Annotated in this window: 16 protein-coding genes; 12 read left to right on the top strand and 4 right to left on the bottom strand. The window is 52.6% G+C overall.

Translation table 11 applies throughout. The features are described 5' to 3' along the window. Positions 1-68: 68 nt before the first annotated feature. Positions 69-1,124: an anthranilate phosphoribosyltransferase gene (locus JOE45_RS22975; protein ID WP_210022181.1), complete on the top strand. Its 1,056-nt coding sequence runs from the start codon at positions 69-71 to the stop codon at positions 1,122-1,124. 68 nt (positions 1,125-1,192) lie between these two features. Here the strand turns inward: JOE45_RS22975 and JOE45_RS22980 are convergent, their stop codons facing one another. From JOE45_RS22980 to JOE45_RS22990, 3 genes are read right to left on the bottom strand one after another with little or no spacing between them, the layout of a single operon-like run. Next, entirely contained in the window at positions 1,193-1,978 is a 786-nt protein-coding gene (locus tag JOE45_RS22980) for an ABC transporter ATP-binding protein (RefSeq protein WP_210022180.1), read from the bottom strand. Positions 1,979-2,025: 47 nt separating this feature from the next. Next, positions 2,026-2,337 carry an MTH1187 family thiamine-binding protein gene (locus JOE45_RS22985; RefSeq protein WP_210022179.1) on the bottom strand — a complete coding sequence of 104 codons (312 nt, stop codon included), beginning with the start codon at positions 2,335-2,337 and terminating at the stop codon, positions 2,026-2,028. Positions 2,338-2,375: 38 nt separating this feature from the next. Continuing rightward, complete coding sequence (locus JOE45_RS22990) at positions 2,376-2,879, bottom strand: NUDIX domain-containing protein (RefSeq protein ID WP_210022178.1); 504 nt, start codon at positions 2,877-2,879, stop codon at positions 2,376-2,378. A 144-nt stretch (positions 2,880-3,023) separates the two neighbouring features. Here JOE45_RS22990 and JOE45_RS22995 point away from each other — a divergent pair, with 144 nt between their 5' ends. From JOE45_RS22995 to JOE45_RS23020, 6 genes are all read left to right on the top strand, one after another. After that, positions 3,024-3,497 carry an ACT domain-containing protein gene (locus JOE45_RS22995; protein ID WP_210022177.1) on the top strand — a complete coding sequence of 158 codons (474 nt, stop codon included), beginning with the start codon at positions 3,024-3,026 and terminating at the stop codon, positions 3,495-3,497. A 16-nt stretch (positions 3,498-3,513) separates the two neighbouring features. After that, positions 3,514-4,800, top strand: coding sequence for a homoserine dehydrogenase (locus JOE45_RS23000; RefSeq protein WP_210022176.1), 1,287 nt, complete (start codon positions 3,514-3,516; stop codon positions 4,798-4,800). A gap of 123 nt (positions 4,801-4,923) precedes the next feature. Continuing rightward, the gene (gene thrB / locus JOE45_RS23005; RefSeq protein ID WP_210022175.1) at positions 4,924-5,904 is read left to right on the top strand and encodes a homoserine kinase; all 981 of its coding nucleotides are present in this window, start codon (positions 4,924-4,926) and stop codon (positions 5,902-5,904) included. Further along, positions 5,901-6,785, top strand: a complete 885-nt coding sequence (gene pheA / locus JOE45_RS23010) for a prephenate dehydratase (protein WP_210022174.1) — start codon at positions 5,901-5,903, stop codon at positions 6,783-6,785. The genes thrB and pheA overlap by 4 nt, the downstream gene beginning before the upstream one ends. A gap of 6 nt (positions 6,786-6,791) precedes the next feature. Next, positions 6,792-7,670 (top strand): branched-chain-amino-acid transaminase, encoded by an 879-nt coding sequence (ilvE, locus tag JOE45_RS23015; RefSeq protein WP_210022173.1) that lies wholly within the window; start codon positions 6,792-6,794, stop codon positions 7,668-7,670. Positions 7,671-7,876: 206 nt separating this feature from the next. Continuing rightward, positions 7,877-9,838, top strand: a complete 1,962-nt coding sequence (locus tag JOE45_RS23020; RefSeq protein ID WP_210022172.1) for a LysM peptidoglycan-binding domain-containing protein — start codon at positions 7,877-7,879, stop codon at positions 9,836-9,838. Positions 9,839-9,959: 121 nt separating this feature from the next. On the opposite strand, the gene lepB is transcribed toward JOE45_RS23020, so the two are convergent. Continuing rightward, a complete protein-coding gene (lepB, locus tag JOE45_RS23025; RefSeq protein WP_210022171.1) occupies positions 9,960-10,508 on the bottom strand; it encodes a signal peptidase I in 549 nt (182 codons plus the stop codon). Positions 10,509-10,590: 82 nt separating this feature from the next. Between lepB and JOE45_RS23030 the strand changes: the two genes are divergently transcribed. The 5 genes from JOE45_RS23030 to ruvA all read left to right on the top strand — a co-directional run bounded on the left by JOE45_RS23030 (position 10,591) and on the right by ruvA (position 14,191). Continuing rightward, positions 10,591-11,346 carry a BofC C-terminal domain-containing protein gene (locus JOE45_RS23030; RefSeq protein ID WP_245247129.1) on the top strand — a complete coding sequence of 252 codons (756 nt, stop codon included), beginning with the start codon at positions 10,591-10,593 and terminating at the stop codon, positions 11,344-11,346. Positions 11,347-11,467: 121 nt separating this feature from the next. Beyond that, positions 11,468-12,139 (top strand): LptM family lipoprotein, encoded by a 672-nt coding sequence (locus JOE45_RS23035; protein WP_210022170.1) that lies wholly within the window; start codon positions 11,468-11,470, stop codon positions 12,137-12,139. Between the two features lie 138 nt (positions 12,140-12,277). Next, entirely contained in the window at positions 12,278-12,943 is a 666-nt protein-coding gene (locus JOE45_RS23040) for an HNH endonuclease (RefSeq protein ID WP_210022169.1), read from the top strand. 109 nt (positions 12,944-13,052) lie between these two features. Continuing rightward, entirely contained in the window at positions 13,053-13,556 is a 504-nt protein-coding gene (gene ruvC, locus JOE45_RS23045; protein ID WP_210022168.1) for a crossover junction endodeoxyribonuclease RuvC, read from the top strand. Continuing rightward, positions 13,553-14,191: a Holliday junction branch migration protein RuvA gene (gene ruvA, locus JOE45_RS23050; protein ID WP_210022167.1), complete on the top strand. Its 639-nt coding sequence runs from the start codon at positions 13,553-13,555 to the stop codon at positions 14,189-14,191. Before ruvC ends, ruvA begins: the two co-directional genes overlap by 4 nt. Positions 14,192-14,217 lie beyond the last annotated feature (26 nt).

Genomic DNA, 14,217 nt, shown 5'->3' on the forward strand with positions numbered 1-14,217 from the left:
TTTTTAAGAGCGTCTTTACGCGCTCTTTTTCCGTTTTCTTTAGATTTGCTTGGGGAGGAGAGATCATCATGAAGCAATGGATTAAAACGGTAGGCACCGGAAAAATGGGCTCACGGCATTTATCCTACGATGAGGCGGTGGCTGCGGCTCATGCCATTGCCCGCGGCGAGTCTACGGATGCGCAAACGGCGGCTTTCCTAATGGCCATGCGGATGAAGGGTGAAGCGGATGAGGAAATGATGGGCTTCATCGACGTGTTTCGCAAATATTCGCTGCCTTACCGTTCTTTCTCACATTCGCTGAACTGCGCAGGACCCTACGACGGCCGGCTGTACTTTCCCGTGACGATTCCCGTCAGTCTGCTGCTGGCCTCCGTCGGTTTCCCGCAAGTGCTGCACGGAAGCGAGTCGCTACCTCCAAAGCTTGGACAATCGCTGAAAGAGCTGCTCGAAGGTTTGGGAATTCAAGTCGTGCTGGAAGCGAAGGAGTGGGAAAACATATTTCTCAGCCTAAATATTGGATTTATATGGACTGATTTGATCTGTCCTCCATTTGGCCGTGTGAGGTATGTAAGGGAGCAGATGGGTCTAAGAACATTTTTTAATACAGTGGAGAAGGTCATTAATCCGGTGCATTCGCTCAATATCATTATTGGAGTCAACCATAAGTCGGCTTTGGATCATTTGATCCATTTGCTGCCAAAGTCAGGCTTTGAGACAGCCTACATCGTTCAAGGAATGGAGGGCTCAGAAGATTTGCCCACCTACAAGAACAGCTCCATCCGTAAAGTGACGCTTTGGGGGGATGAATCGAGCACCATTGATCCGGCTACCTTCGGTTTTCATGGGATGCCGCTGGAAAAATGCAGTAAGGAACAGCAGTTGCAGCTATTAAATCGGATTATTCAAGGGGATGATTCCCCGGAGATTGCCAACGAGCGGGATCATGTCATTTTTAATGCTGGGCTTCGATTGTATTGGTTTGATAAGGTAAGTTCGTACGAGGAAGGTTTCCAGCTCGCCCGGTCTTTGCTGCAGCGCAAGGAAGCGCAAAAGCTGTTGGACAAATGGGGAGAGTTGAGCAATCAGGGCGACTTGGGGGGGCGGCTGCAGGCGAATGGGTAATGGGTCGTTCCCAATGCCCCAAGAAAAGCCGGGCTTAAGCCCGGCTTTTCTTGGGGCAAACGGAAGGATTATACTATGGAAAGCCAAGCCCGGCCGTTTCGAGAGCGCACCTCCACAGGCAGCTCGTAGAAGGCGGATAACGTATCATCAGTAAGCAGCTTACCGGTTTCGCCGGATGCGAACATCGATCCACGACGCAGCAGCAGGGCATGAGTGAAAACGGGCAGGATTTCCTCCGTATGATGCGTGACATAGAGCATGGTAGGGGCATCAGGCTGACCCGCGAGTCCTGCAATGCCCGACAGCAGCTGCTCCCGTGCAAATAGATCAAGCCCGTTGCAAGGCTCATCGAGGATCAGCAGCCGGGGATTGGCCATCAGAGCGCGTGCGATCAACAGCTTCTGCTTCTCCCCCTGGGAGCATGTTTGATAGGCTCGGTCCCACAGATGGGAGCAGCCAAGACGATGCATCAGCTCCGAAGCTTGATCAAAGTCCTTCGCTTCAGGCTTGTCGTATAAACCGATGGTGGCATACTTCCCGCTTAGGACGACAACCTGGGCTTTATCGCTGGCGTACAATTTTTCCTGAAGCGAGGAGCTGACCCAGCCGATCAATTTGCGCATTTCCCGCAGATCGACGGAACCGTATGTTTCCCCTAGAACGTTGATCTCGCCTTTGGTTGGCCACAAATAGCCCGTAATCATATTCAGCAGTGTGGTTTTGCCGGAACCGTTAAGTCCAAGCAGGGCCCAGTGCTCTCCCTTGCGTACCCGCCAATGGATACCGCTTAGCAGAACCTTATCATCCCTCAGATAGCTGAGATCCTTGACTTCAATAGCAAAATCCTGACTCAACCCTCTCTACTCCTCTCTTTTTGTCAATGTATTTCTGGCAAGTTCCCTTACTTCATTCGATCGGCGACCGAGTTCATTTTTTGTTTGATAGTCCCCTTAAGGTCCCTTCGGTCGTCAAACTTTACATTCGTGCACACCCGCTGTGCGCCGGTCTGGAACGGCAGTTCATGAATGAGCCGGATAACCCGGAGCAGCTCGTCCATTTCCCCTTCGATGATGGTGCTCATCGCCGTGAGCTGAAAGGAAATACTGCCGCTTGATTGTTCCTCAAGCAGGACTCTTTGAATTTCTGCAACATACCCGCTCAGGCTTGTTGACGCGGTTCCGACGGGAATAACCGTTACTTCTGCGATAGCCATGTGTTCCTAACCCCCTTTCTATTCAAGACACCCCATGATTACACCTGCTGCGGGTCCGCTAGCTCCGTCCAATGAACCGTCGGAATACCCTCACTGTCATAGCCCGCTGTTCCTACCCAAACGTGGCGGCTTGGACCGTGAGCGAAATAATGCTCCAATAATCGATGAAAAATAAAAGGGATCTCTCGGTCCAGCACCTTCTCGCGCGGAATCCAGTGCAGTTCGCCCTCTTCGGTCAGGCTGACGTCGCGCCGTGCGGACCTTGCTGTATAGATGAACTGCTGTCTTACTTCCTTCTGGTTCAGCCGAATCAGAATGTACTGCAGCCGCAGACCGGTAATCTCTTCGGGCAGCAATCCCGTCTCCTCGTGAATTTCTCTGAGTACGGCGGTTTCCGGATCATTGATTTCCTCCGCCTCCAAATGCCCCCCGACGGCGGCCCACAAACCTGGGGAAAGCGTGCGTGTCAAGGATCTTTTCATCATCAGTAAATCGTTATCGTGAAAAAGAAGCGCAGTGGCGATCATGCGGGCTCGAATCAATCCGTTTCTCTCCTTTGAATGTATAAATAACTCTTTACTAATTTATCATATTTTACGTGAGAAAGCCTATTGCTCGAATGCTCCTTTTTGCGTTATAATGTCCACTAGGTGAAAACAATCGTCTTTATAGAGAGGACTGTAACAGTGCCGGACAAACATGCCGCAGAGGAAAAGCCGGAAGGCGTCGAGCGTTATTTCTTGGTGCGCAAGGATATTTTGCCGGAGGCGCTGATCAAGACGGTGCAAGCCAAGGAGCTGCTGGCCCGCGGAGAAGTGAAGACGATTCACGAAGCGGTGGAGCAGGTCGAGCTGAGCCGAAGCGCATTCTATAAATACAAGGACGGCATTTACCCGTTAAGCAAACTCGACCGTGAAAGGATCGTTACGATCTCCATGGATTTGGAGCACCGTTCGGGCATTTTGTCCCGGGTCCTCGCCATGATTGCAGGACTTGAAGGCAATGTGCTGACGATTCACCAGACAATTCCGCTTCAAGGGGTGGCCAATGTGGTCATTTCCGTGGAAACGTCCAAGATGGGCGAGAATGTCGCTTTTCTGCTTGACAAGCTGCGGGGACAGGATGGCGTCGGCCGCGCCGCAGTTGTCGGACAGGGCTAATATAAGGAGGAACCGTATGAAACCGATCAAAGTAGGCTTACTTGGTCTCGGTACTGTAGGTACCGGGGTTGTCCGCATCGTAGAAAATCACCAGCACGATCTGCTTAGCCAATCAGGCTCGCCGATTGAAATTTCCAAAATTTTGGTACAGGATAAAAGCAAGGCTCGTAATATTAGCGTGTCTCCGGATGCACTGACGGAAAATCCGTGGGATGTCATCGAGAACCCCGAGATCGATGTCGTCGTTGAAGTGATGGGCGGCATTGAGCTGTCGAAGCAGCTGATTCTAAGCGCACTGGATCACGGTAAACATATCGTTACGGCCAATAAGGATCTGATGGCTCTGTACGGGCCGGAAATCTTGGCGAAAGCAGCTGAGAAAGGCTGCGACGTGTTCTACGAAGCAAGCGTGGCCGGAGGCATTCCGATCATCCGGACGCTGGTTGAGGGCTTCACCTCCGATCGGATTACGAAGATTATGGGCATAGTCAACGGCACGACCAACTATATTTTGACGAAAATGAGCCAGGAAGGCGCAGCCTATGAGGATGTGCTTAAGGAAGCGCAGCAGCTCGGGTACGCCGAGGCTGATCCTACCTCTGACGTGGAAGGCTTCGATGCCGCGAGGAAAATGACGATTCTCAGCACGCTCGGCTTCCGGGCGAACGTGGCGCTCGCCGATGTCGCAGTGAACGGCATCTCGAAGGTAAGTAAAGAGGATATCGCCTACGGTAAGCGTCTCGGCTACGAAGTGAAGCTGCTCGGCATTGCGGAGCGCCAAGACGAGCTCCTCAGCATTAGCGTCCAGCCGACGATGGTCAAGCATTCGCATCCGCTCGCATCCGTTAACGGCGTGTTTAACGCCGTATACGTGTACGGCGAAGCAGTGGGCGAAACGATGTTTTACGGTCCGGGCGCAGGCGAGATGCCGACGGCGACCTCGGTAGTGGCTGATCTTGTGGCTGTAGTTCGCAACCTGAACCTTGGGATTAACGGCCGCAGAGGATTCGTTCCGTACAAGGAAAAGAAGCTCAAAACCGATGAACAGATCGTCTCGAAAAACTTTATCCGGCTTCATGTACAGGATAAGGCGGGGGTACTTGCGCAAATTACGCAGGTGTTTGCTGAACACGAAGTTAGCCTGGAGTCGGTGCTGCAGCAGCCGGATCGCACGAATCCGCTGGCCGAAATTATTATCATCACCCATGATGCGAACAAAGCATCCATGAACAAAGTGCTGAAGCAGTTCGAGTCGATGGATGTCGTTCAAGCGATCAAGAGCGTTTACCGTGTGGAAGGCTAAAGACCTTTGAGATTCTCGGGACATGCGGCTTAAGCATGATCGCAGTCTTGGGATCGGGGGAGGATTCCGAAGAAGCGCTGACGGAAGCGATTCGGAAGTTGAAAGGGTAGGGGCGATAAAGCAATGGAGAACAGCAGCAGGAAAGTACGCGTTAAGGTGCCGGCGAGCACGGCGAACCTGGGCCCTGGTTTTGATACGCTGGGCATGGCGCTGGATTTGTATGCATGGATCGAGATGGGCTTTGCGGAGCATACCCGCATTGAGCTGTTCGGCGATCAAGTCAAGGGCGTGCCGACGGACAAAAGCAACCTGATCTATGAGGTGGCCCAGATGGTGTTTAAGCGGGCTGGCGTAAGCCACCCGGAACTGTACATCGGCATGTACAGCGAAATTCCGCTGACGCGAGGCCTTGGCAGCAGCGCGTCAGCGATCGTGGGCGCGCTCGCCGCGGCCAACGCGCTTATCGGCAGTCCGCTGTCCGATGACGAGCTGTTCCAGATGGCGACGGAACTGGAGCAGCACCCCGATAATGTCGGGGCCTCTCTGTTCGGCGGACTGGTCGTCGCCTTCTGGGATGGCACGCGGGCGGAGTATATCCGCGTGGAGCCGCAAGAACAGCTGGAAGTGCTGGTAGCCATCCCGCAATTCCAGCTGTCGACGGAGAAGGCGCGGGGCGTTCTGCCGCGTGAACAAAGCCTCGAGAATGCCGTCTTCAACGTCGGCCACTCCTCAGTGCTAGTCGCTGCCTTGTGCACTGGCCGGTTGGATATGATCGCACGCGCAATGAAGGACGCGCTGCATCAGCCTTACCGCGCCGGGCTCGTGCCGGGCCTGGGTGATATTCTCGCCGAGGCGACGAATCGCGGTGCCTTGGGCGTGGCTCTTAGCGGAGCGGGTCCGACGATCCTTGCGCTCGTAGACCGCAGAAGTTCCCGGAAGGCGGAGCTGGAGCAGTTCATGGTGGATACGCTGAAGCGGGAGGGTATCGAAGCGACGACCATGTGGCTGAATCCGGACAAGCATGGGGTGCAGGTTCAACCGTTGACACCTGATGACGAAAGGTGTACATTACTGGAAAAGATAAAAGGAGAGGTTCGCGCATGAAGCGAGTATCGCTCCTGGGTCCAGGCACCTTTACCGAGGAATCCGCTTACTATTTTCTAGGTAAGGACAATTTTGAATATGTAAACTGCAAGCTGATCGCCGATGTGTTCCGTGCGACGTTGGACGGGACGACCGATTTCAGTGTCATTCCGATCGAGAACACCTTCGAAGGCTCGGTCAGCCTGCACGTGGACTGGCTGGTCCATGACGTTGACCTGCCGATTCAAGCGGAATGGGTATACCCGATCTCGATCAACCTGCTGCGTCTTCCTGCTCAGGAGAACGGGGCTATGGCATTGGAAAAAGGCTGCGGCCGGATCCGCAAAATTTATTCGCACGGCGTGACGTTGGCCCAGTGTCAAAAATTTCTGCGCGAGCATCTGCCGCACGTGGAGCTGGAGCAGGTCGGCAGCAACGGCGAAGCCGCCAGGCTTGTGAGAGAGCTGGGCGATCCGGAGGTAGCGGCGCTTGCTCCCCAAGGAGCGGGCGAGCTGTACCGTTTGCAAACGCTCGCCGCAGGCGTGCAGGATCATCAGAACAACTATACCCGGTTCGTGCTGATCGGACGCGAGAAGCCGATGATGAAAGAAGCGTCAGGCTGCAAAACAACGATTCTCGTTACGCTTCCTGAGGATTACCCGGGCGCATTGCATCAAGTGCTGTCAGCTTTTGCCTGGAGAAGGATCAACTTGTCCAAAATCGAGTCGCGTCCGACCAAGAAAAAGCTGGGTAATTATTTTTTTTATATCGATATTGAGGCTTCCATGGATTCCGTCTTGCTCCCGGCAGCGCTTCAAGAAATTGAAGCAATTGGCTGTCAGGTCCGCATCTTGGGTTGTTACCCGACCTACTCCTATGAGCCAGAAACTTCGGAGGTGTAATCAGGCGTGGCACAAGTCATCTACTTAAACGGGGAATACGTCAGCAAGGAAAACGCGAAAGTATCGGTTTACGATCATGGTTTTTTGTATGGCGACGGCATTTTTGAAGGGATTCGGATTTACAACGGAAACATTTTTAAATGCAAGGAGCACATGGACCGACTGTATGACTCAGCCAAATCCATCATGCTGGACATTCCTTTGAAACAGGATGAGATGCAGGCCGTGTTGGCCGAAACGATTCGCCGCAACGAGCTGCGTGACGGCTATATTCGTTTGATTGTTTCCAGGGGGCCAGGGGATCTGGGTCTTGATCCGAGACGCTCGCCCAAAGCGAATGTAATCATTATCGTGGAGCAGCTGTCGATTTATCCGGAAGAGGCTTATGTGAACGGTCTGAAGACGGTATCCGTCTCCACGAGACGCAATGTGCCTGACGCGCTCAATCCGAAGATCAAATCGTTAAACTATTTGAATAACATTTTGGTCAAAATTCAGGCAAACCTGGCAGGTGTTGGCGAAGCAATAATGCTGAATTCACAGGGATATGTTGCCGAAGGCTCTTCGGACAACATTTTCATCGTGAAACGCGGCATCGTGTATACTCCTCCATGCTACTGCGGTGCTCTTGAAGGCATTACGCGCGCAGCGATTATCGAGATTTGCGGTAAGCTGGGATATGCAGTCAAGGAAGAGCCGTTCACGCTGCATGACGTTTATGTGGCGGACGAGGTGTTCTTCACCGGCACGGCCGCGGAGGTCATCGCTGTACGCGAAGTCGATGCACGTATTATAGGCGAAGGCAAAGCCGGCCCGATTACCACGCACCTGCTGAAGGAATTCCGCACGTTGGTTGAGATCGATGGCTTGAAGGTTTATCAATAACATAAAGGTACAATGAGGACCCGTAGTACGGGTTCTTTTTTTATTAATAGAAAAAGCCGTGATTTTTTCGCTATTTGATGGTCAAATGCCCACTTTGCTGCATAAACTGTAATGTCATTTTGTTCCGCATCGTTTGCTTGCGGCGGGACACAGCGGACGTTACATGAACCATAATACTTCCGCAAAATTTGAAGGAGGTTTATGCAGTGAAGATTCATATCGTGAAAAAAGGGGACTCCCTTTACGAGCTCTCCCAAAAGTACAATGTCGAGCTCGACAAGCTGATTGCGGCCAACCCGCAAATCCAAGACCCGAACGTTCTTGACATCGGCATGAAGGTGAAAATTCCTAATACGCCGAAGCCGATCGCACCGCCCACAGATTATTTGTATAAGCACGTTGTCGTACAGGGAGATTCGATTTGGAAGCTGGGTAAAGCGTGGGGCATCCCGCTGACAGACATGATCTCCGCCAACCCGCAGCTTAAAAATCCCAATGTTTTGATGACCGGGGATGTCGTTTATATTCCTAAGCTGAACCCGGAGCCTTCCCAGAACCCCATTCCGGGTGTGAATCCAAAAGCGGACACGTCACAGATCGTTCCTGAAGCTCCGCTGCCGGTAGAAGCGCCGTTGGTCTCTGAGCAGGCTGTAGAACAGCCGAATGTGGCGCAAGCTCAAGCGGTTCCTGAGCAGCCGAACATAGGGATGCAGCAGGTCCCAATCATGGAGCAGCCGAATGTGGCGCAAGCTCAAGCGGTTCCTGAGCAGCCGAACATAGGGATGCAGCAGGTCCCAATCATGGAGCAGCCGAATGTGGCGCAAGCTCAAGCGGTTCCTGAGCAGCCGAACATAGGGATGCAGCAGGTCCCAATCATGGAGCAGCCGAATGTGGCGCAAACCCAAGCGTTTCCGCAAATACCTAACGTAGGGATGCAGCAGGCCCCGGCCATGGAGCTTTCTCATGTTCCGCAGATGCCGAACGTGATGCCTACACTGCCGTCAGTGGGGAGCAATGAGCATTTTGGGATGCATGAATCGTTCATGCCTTTTCACATGGCCTCACAGCCAGATTGGCATACGGAGGGTCAGGCGATGGGAACAGGGAACCTGCCGCCTTCAATGGATTTGTTCCAGCAGTATAACGTACCGGCTGCCGAAGTCATGGCATACGATACGCCATCCAAAGGCAAAGGAAAAGAAAATGTGTGGCAGCAGCCGGAGCTCCCGTCCATGCCAATGATGCAATCGATGCAGATGCCAGTGATGCCGAATATGCCTTCTGTTGCCGAAATGCCCTATTTCACCCCTCATGCGGCATACCCCGCATATCCGTCGATGGAAGGGCCGCTTAAGGGAGGAGATTGCGGATGCGGTCAGCCGCAGCTACCTTACTCGATGCAAATGCCAACAGCAGAATCACTTCCAATGATGCCGAATATGCCTCCGAGCGCCGAGATGCCTTATTTCGCCCCCCATGCCGCTTACCCCGCATACCCGATGATGGAAGGGCCGCTTAAGGGAGGAGATTGCGGATGCGGTCAGCCGCAGCTACCTTACTCGATGCAAATGCCAACAGCAGAATCACTTCCAATGATGCCGAATATGCCTCCGAGCGCCGAGATGCCTTATTTCGCCCCCCATGCCGCTTACCCCGCATACCCGATGATGGAAGGGCCGTTTATGGGAGGAGATTGGGGATGCGGTCAGCCACAGCTTCCTTACACGATGCCGATGGCGGCAGGTTATCCGGTGACAGAGCCGTTCATGCCGTATCCTTTGGTTCAGCACAGCATGCCTATGATGCCTTACGGAGCAGATGGCTACCCGTCATACGAGCAGATGGCTGCAGTCAATTCCTATCCGGGGATTTCTCCGTTCACGAGTATGGCCGGTCCGGGCTCTCCTTTTGCCATGCCATATCCTTGGGGAGCGCAAGAAGATTGCGGTTATAAAGACAAACATAAATCCAAAGGTGACAAAGGTAAAAACAGGGAGGAAGAAGTGGTTTTTTCGCAAACTGATGCTAAGACGGAAACCAAGGTGTCTGCATTAGCGCCGAAACGGAAATCGGCGCGTGCCACGATCAGCAGACTGATCGAGCGTCACGTACGTAAAGCTCGCAAAACGGAAAAGGTGAGAAAAGCGTCGCCTTGGATGAATCATTGATTTAAATAAACAGCCGGAAGCAGAGTATCGCTTCCGGCTGTTTTATATTGAATACATCGTCACTATAGAAATTCCATTCAATGGATTTGCTTGAAAAGCAGTCATAGAACCGAAGGCTGCGTCAGATTTTAATACCCAGGATATGACTGTCCGGGATGAAGCCGATATCCCGGCTGTCTTTACTATGATTGCGGTTGTCTCCCATTACGAAAACATGCCCTTCCGGCACGGTCCACTTTTGGTCTGCGGTAAGCTCCATCGTTTCGTTCAAATAGGGCTCATCCAACTGCTCACCATTCCGGTACAGCTTGCTGTTTTTAAGCTCCAGCACGTCTCCAGATTTACCGATAACCCGTTTCACGTACATGCTCGGATCGTTATCCCCGCGAAGCAAACGCAGCAGAGGATGCTCCAGTACGTCGTCCTTGAAGGAACGCAGACGGTCTACCCGGCTGTCTATGATGACAATGTCGCTGTAATCAGGTTCGTAGCCGAACGTATGGGACAGCTTGGATACATAAATGCGCTGCTCATTATGCAGTGTCGGATCCATCGAGTGACCTAGTACCTTGGTCGGTTGGAAAACAAACAAACCGATCAAAATCGTCAATACGAATGCGGCGGCAAGTGAGCGAACCCAAGCCCAAATTTCTTTTATGATCGGATGCATCGGGAGTGGATCCTTCCTTTCGGTTAGGTAATGGCTTGTTCCGACCTTAGTATACATCCAAATCGTATAAGAGTCGAACACTATGGGAAAAATAGTAAAAACAAATCAGCATTTATATGACAGAGGGGATCGAATGAATCTGCTCAGCTTCTGGAATCAGTTAAAAAAAAAGTTGAAAAAAAAGCTTCGCGTCAAACGCCGTTGGTTGAATTTGGCCGGGATTTTGCTCGTGGCTGGTGCTTTTGTTGCTGGAATATGGCTCTATAGCGAGCGGTGGGCGGGACCTTCGGCTAGGGATGCGCGGGAACAAGCGGTATTCAGCCGGAATATGAAGGAATTCTCACAGCCGGAGGATGAAGTGCGTATGTTGGTGGCGGGCATGGATGGTCCAAGGGAAGCTTATGTGAAAAAAGCCTATGTGTGCGGTGAGGAGTTTCAACGGCTCGGTATGATGAGTTCAAGCGACATTTTGAACTATTACCGCGACCATCCGTCCCTGACGGTCAGTTTGGATGAAGGAAGCAAGGTGTATTTTACGGAACTGGTGGACGACCTGTCCCCACAGTGCAAAAACAACGCCTACTTCGGACTGGATATAAAGGGGAACCTATCGCTGTTCGAGGGTGTGCCCGGATCTGGGGGCGAAAGCGTGATCCGTACGTTTTTCCAGCTGAACATTGAGCATTTGGAAAGCAGTCTCCCTCGTGAGACGGTAAAGCAGCTGTACCAAGGGATCCGGGTAAGGGATTTGGATGACTATAACAGCGTGCTGTCGACCTTGAGCGATTATGCGGTGGAAGAGACGGAGAAAGTGATGCAAAATGAACCAAACTACTAGCAGGACAAGGATGCCTGCAGGAAGCCGGGCTCGTACTGCAACCTTTTCACGAGGAATCGCGTTTATTTAGAAAGGGATGAGAAGGCTTCATCCGAACGATGGCGTGAAAGGATATAGGATAATGAAACGAATGCTGCTGATCGGTGTGATTTCTGCAGCTGTGTTTATGATGTCGTCCTGCTTCTCGAAAGCGCCTTACAATCCCCCGCCTTCCGTGGAACCCCCTGCAGCGCAGCCGGATTCGAACTTGGGCAATGACCAAGATTCTCCAGACAAAGCGGAGGAAACGGCAGTTGTGGAGGAACAGGCTCGCAAGTCCGTTCAAGCACTGAAGGAAAAGGATATGGAGCAGCTGTCCGACATGGCTCATCCGGTAAAGGGGATCCGATTTTCTCCTTACGGGTATGTGGAATCCCAAAGCAAACTTGTGTTCCGAGCGGAGCGGCTCAAGGAGCTTATGACCGACAAAGCCGTCTATGAATGGGGCGTTTATGACGGTTCAGGTGAACCGATCCAGCTGACGTTCGCAGAGTATTTCGACCAATTTATATACGATGCTGATTTTGCCCAATCGCACAAAACGTCGGTCAATCGGGAAATCGGTCAAGGGACGACACGCTCCAATCTGACGGAAGTGTATCCTTCGGACCGGTATTCTTTTGCTGAGTTCCATTTTCAGGGTTTTGATATGCAATTTGAGGGTCTCGCCTGGAAGAGTTTGAGACTCGTGTTTGAAAAAAGCAATAACGGTTGGTACTTGGTCGGGATTGTGCACGACCAGTGGACCGTATAATTGGGGTGGCCGCCGGCCGACCTCTTTTTTGCTGTGCAGAGATCTGTCGAATGCTATAGTTGCCCGGGAACCAAATCTGATATAATTGAGAAACGACAGTTTCGAAAAAGATGGCGATCAAGGGGGGGGAGGGGGTCTATGAACACGGGCGCGCATTGCCTGCTGCACAAAACATGCAGCCGATGCGGACAAACCAAGTATTATCTTCAGTTTCCCACCAAGGGCTCCAAACGTTCACGGAACGGGGCGCGCAAAAACATTTGCCGCAAGTGTGCGAGAAAGAAGGCGAAGCTGAAGCTACCGGAAACGGAGGCGCTTCATGTGAAGGAGCTGCTGCCTGCAGGAATACCGGGAATCTCCGAGCCGCTGAGACCGCTCACCTTCCCAGCGCCGCCCCCGTCCAGCAAGAAAGGCGCGGCCAGCCTTCTCCGGCAGGATCGGCAGGGAATCATCCGTATGAAAGGAAAAAGCAATAACGGCAGGCGATGGATTCAAGACATCGATTGGAGCCTGGCGGTGCTGCTTGTTGAGGAACGTGCGGCGATTGTCTTAAATCCCTACATGATCCGGAGGCTGTACAGCAATGATGATTTCCGCAGGATGATCATGCAGCGGGACGGGTACAGCTGTTATTACTGCGGGGGGTACGGCGACACGATCGATCATATCGTGCCGAAATCCAAAGGTGGTCATACCACGCCCGTTAACTGCGTTTGTTCCTGCTACTTCTGCAATCAAAACAAAGCGGACCAGGATGCGGAACGCTTTATCGGCGCTCGTACCATGGACGGCAGAGAAATATAGTCTTTACTGCGCGGCATATTCATCGCTCTTATAATCTGCTATAATGGCATGTGAATACATATGTTCGCCTTTTGAAGCGAATAGAGCAGAATGAGGGAGTTGCGCGAGTGTGCGGATTTTAGGCATTGATCCCGGGATCGCCATTGTCGGTTTCGGTTTTATCGATAAACAAGGGCACAAGCTAGTGCCAGTTCAATACGGTTCCATCCAGACGGAAGCCCATACGGCTGATGCGCTGCGCCTAAAGCAGATTTACGAGGCGACGATAGAATTGATAGAGAAGTACAAGCCCGATACCGTGGGCATTGAGAAGTTGTTCTTTAACCGTAATGTAACAACGGCTTTAACCGTAGGTCAGGCGCGCGGCGTGCTAATGCTGGCGGCGGAGCAGAAGGGGCTTCCGATTGGGGAATACACGCCGCTTCAGGTGAAACAGGCGATTGTCGGTTACGGAAAGGCAGAGAAGAAGCAGGTGCAGGAGATGGTGCGGATGTTCCTGCATCTGTCCGCGGTACCCAAGCCCGACGACGTGGCCGATGCTCTGGCGGTAGCGATCTGCCACGCACATTCCTCGGCCTTACAACAAAAATTGAACGGAGCATATAAACGATGATTGACTTTTTGAGAGGAACGGTGGCCCACCGGGAAACGGACTATGTGGTGCTGGATGTGCACGGCGTGGGGTACCGCGTTTTCTGCGCGAATCCGTTTGCCGTAGCGCCGGGTAAAGACGGTGGGGAAGTCATGATGTATATACATTATCAGGTAAGAGAGGACGCGCATCTGCTTTTTGGGTTTACGTCCCGGGAGGAACAGTCGCTTTTTCGGCTTCTGCTGGAGGTAAATGGTATCGGGCCAAAAGTGGCCATTGGTGTGCTCGCCGGCGGGCGTCCGGAGGTGATTGCATCGGCAATCCGGCAGGAAAATCTTACGTTCCTTACGAAGCTTCCCGGGATTGGGAAGAAAACGGCACAGCGTATGGTCCTCGATCTCAAGGATAAGCTGGGCGTTTTATCCTCGGACGACGAGAGCTTTACCGTTCACGGCATAGAGGTTGCGGCAGCGGCTATGGCTGGCGGCGGAGCTTGGGCGGAAGCTAAAGCGGCACTGCTTGTGCTTGGTTATACGGAAGCGGAAGCAGACCGGGCTGGACAAACCGTCAAGCCGAATCTGAAAGGTGACGAGACGACGGATGCCGTAACGAAGCTGGCCCTGCAGGCGTTATTTCAGCAATCCCTGATGAAATGAGGAAGCCCGGAGGACGGCTTGCCCTT

The organism is Paenibacillus sp. PvR098 (genome assembly GCF_017833255.1).
Taxonomy (GTDB): domain Bacteria; phylum Bacillota; class Bacilli; order Paenibacillales; family NBRC-103111; genus Paenibacillus_G.

Coding starts and splice junctions, on each gene's coding strand:
- JOE45_RS22975 (WP_210022181.1), top strand. CDS start 69: ATGAAGCAATGGATTAAAACGGTAGGCACCGGAAAAATGGGCTCACGG.
- JOE45_RS22985 (WP_210022179.1), bottom strand. CDS start 2,337: ATGGCTATCGCAGAAGTAACGGTTATTCCCGTCGGAACCGCGTCAACA.
- JOE45_RS23000 (WP_210022176.1), top strand. CDS start 3,514: ATGAAACCGATCAAAGTAGGCTTACTTGGTCTCGGTACTGTAGGTACC.
- thrB (WP_210022175.1), top strand. CDS start 4,924: ATGGAGAACAGCAGCAGGAAAGTACGCGTTAAGGTGCCGGCGAGCACG.
- pheA (WP_210022174.1), top strand. CDS start 5,901: ATGAAGCGAGTATCGCTCCTGGGTCCAGGCACCTTTACCGAGGAATCC.
- lepB (WP_210022171.1), bottom strand. CDS start 10,508: ATGCATCCGATCATAAAAGAAATTTGGGCTTGGGTTCGCTCACTTGCC.
- JOE45_RS23030 (WP_245247129.1), top strand. CDS start 10,591: ATGGGAAAAATAGTAAAAACAAATCAGCATTTATATGACAGAGGGGAT.
- JOE45_RS23035 (WP_210022170.1), top strand. CDS start 11,468: ATGAAACGAATGCTGCTGATCGGTGTGATTTCTGCAGCTGTGTTTATG.
- JOE45_RS23040 (WP_210022169.1), top strand. CDS start 12,278: ATGAACACGGGCGCGCATTGCCTGCTGCACAAAACATGCAGCCGATGC.
- ruvA (WP_210022167.1), top strand. CDS start 13,553: ATGATTGACTTTTTGAGAGGAACGGTGGCCCACCGGGAAACGGACTAT.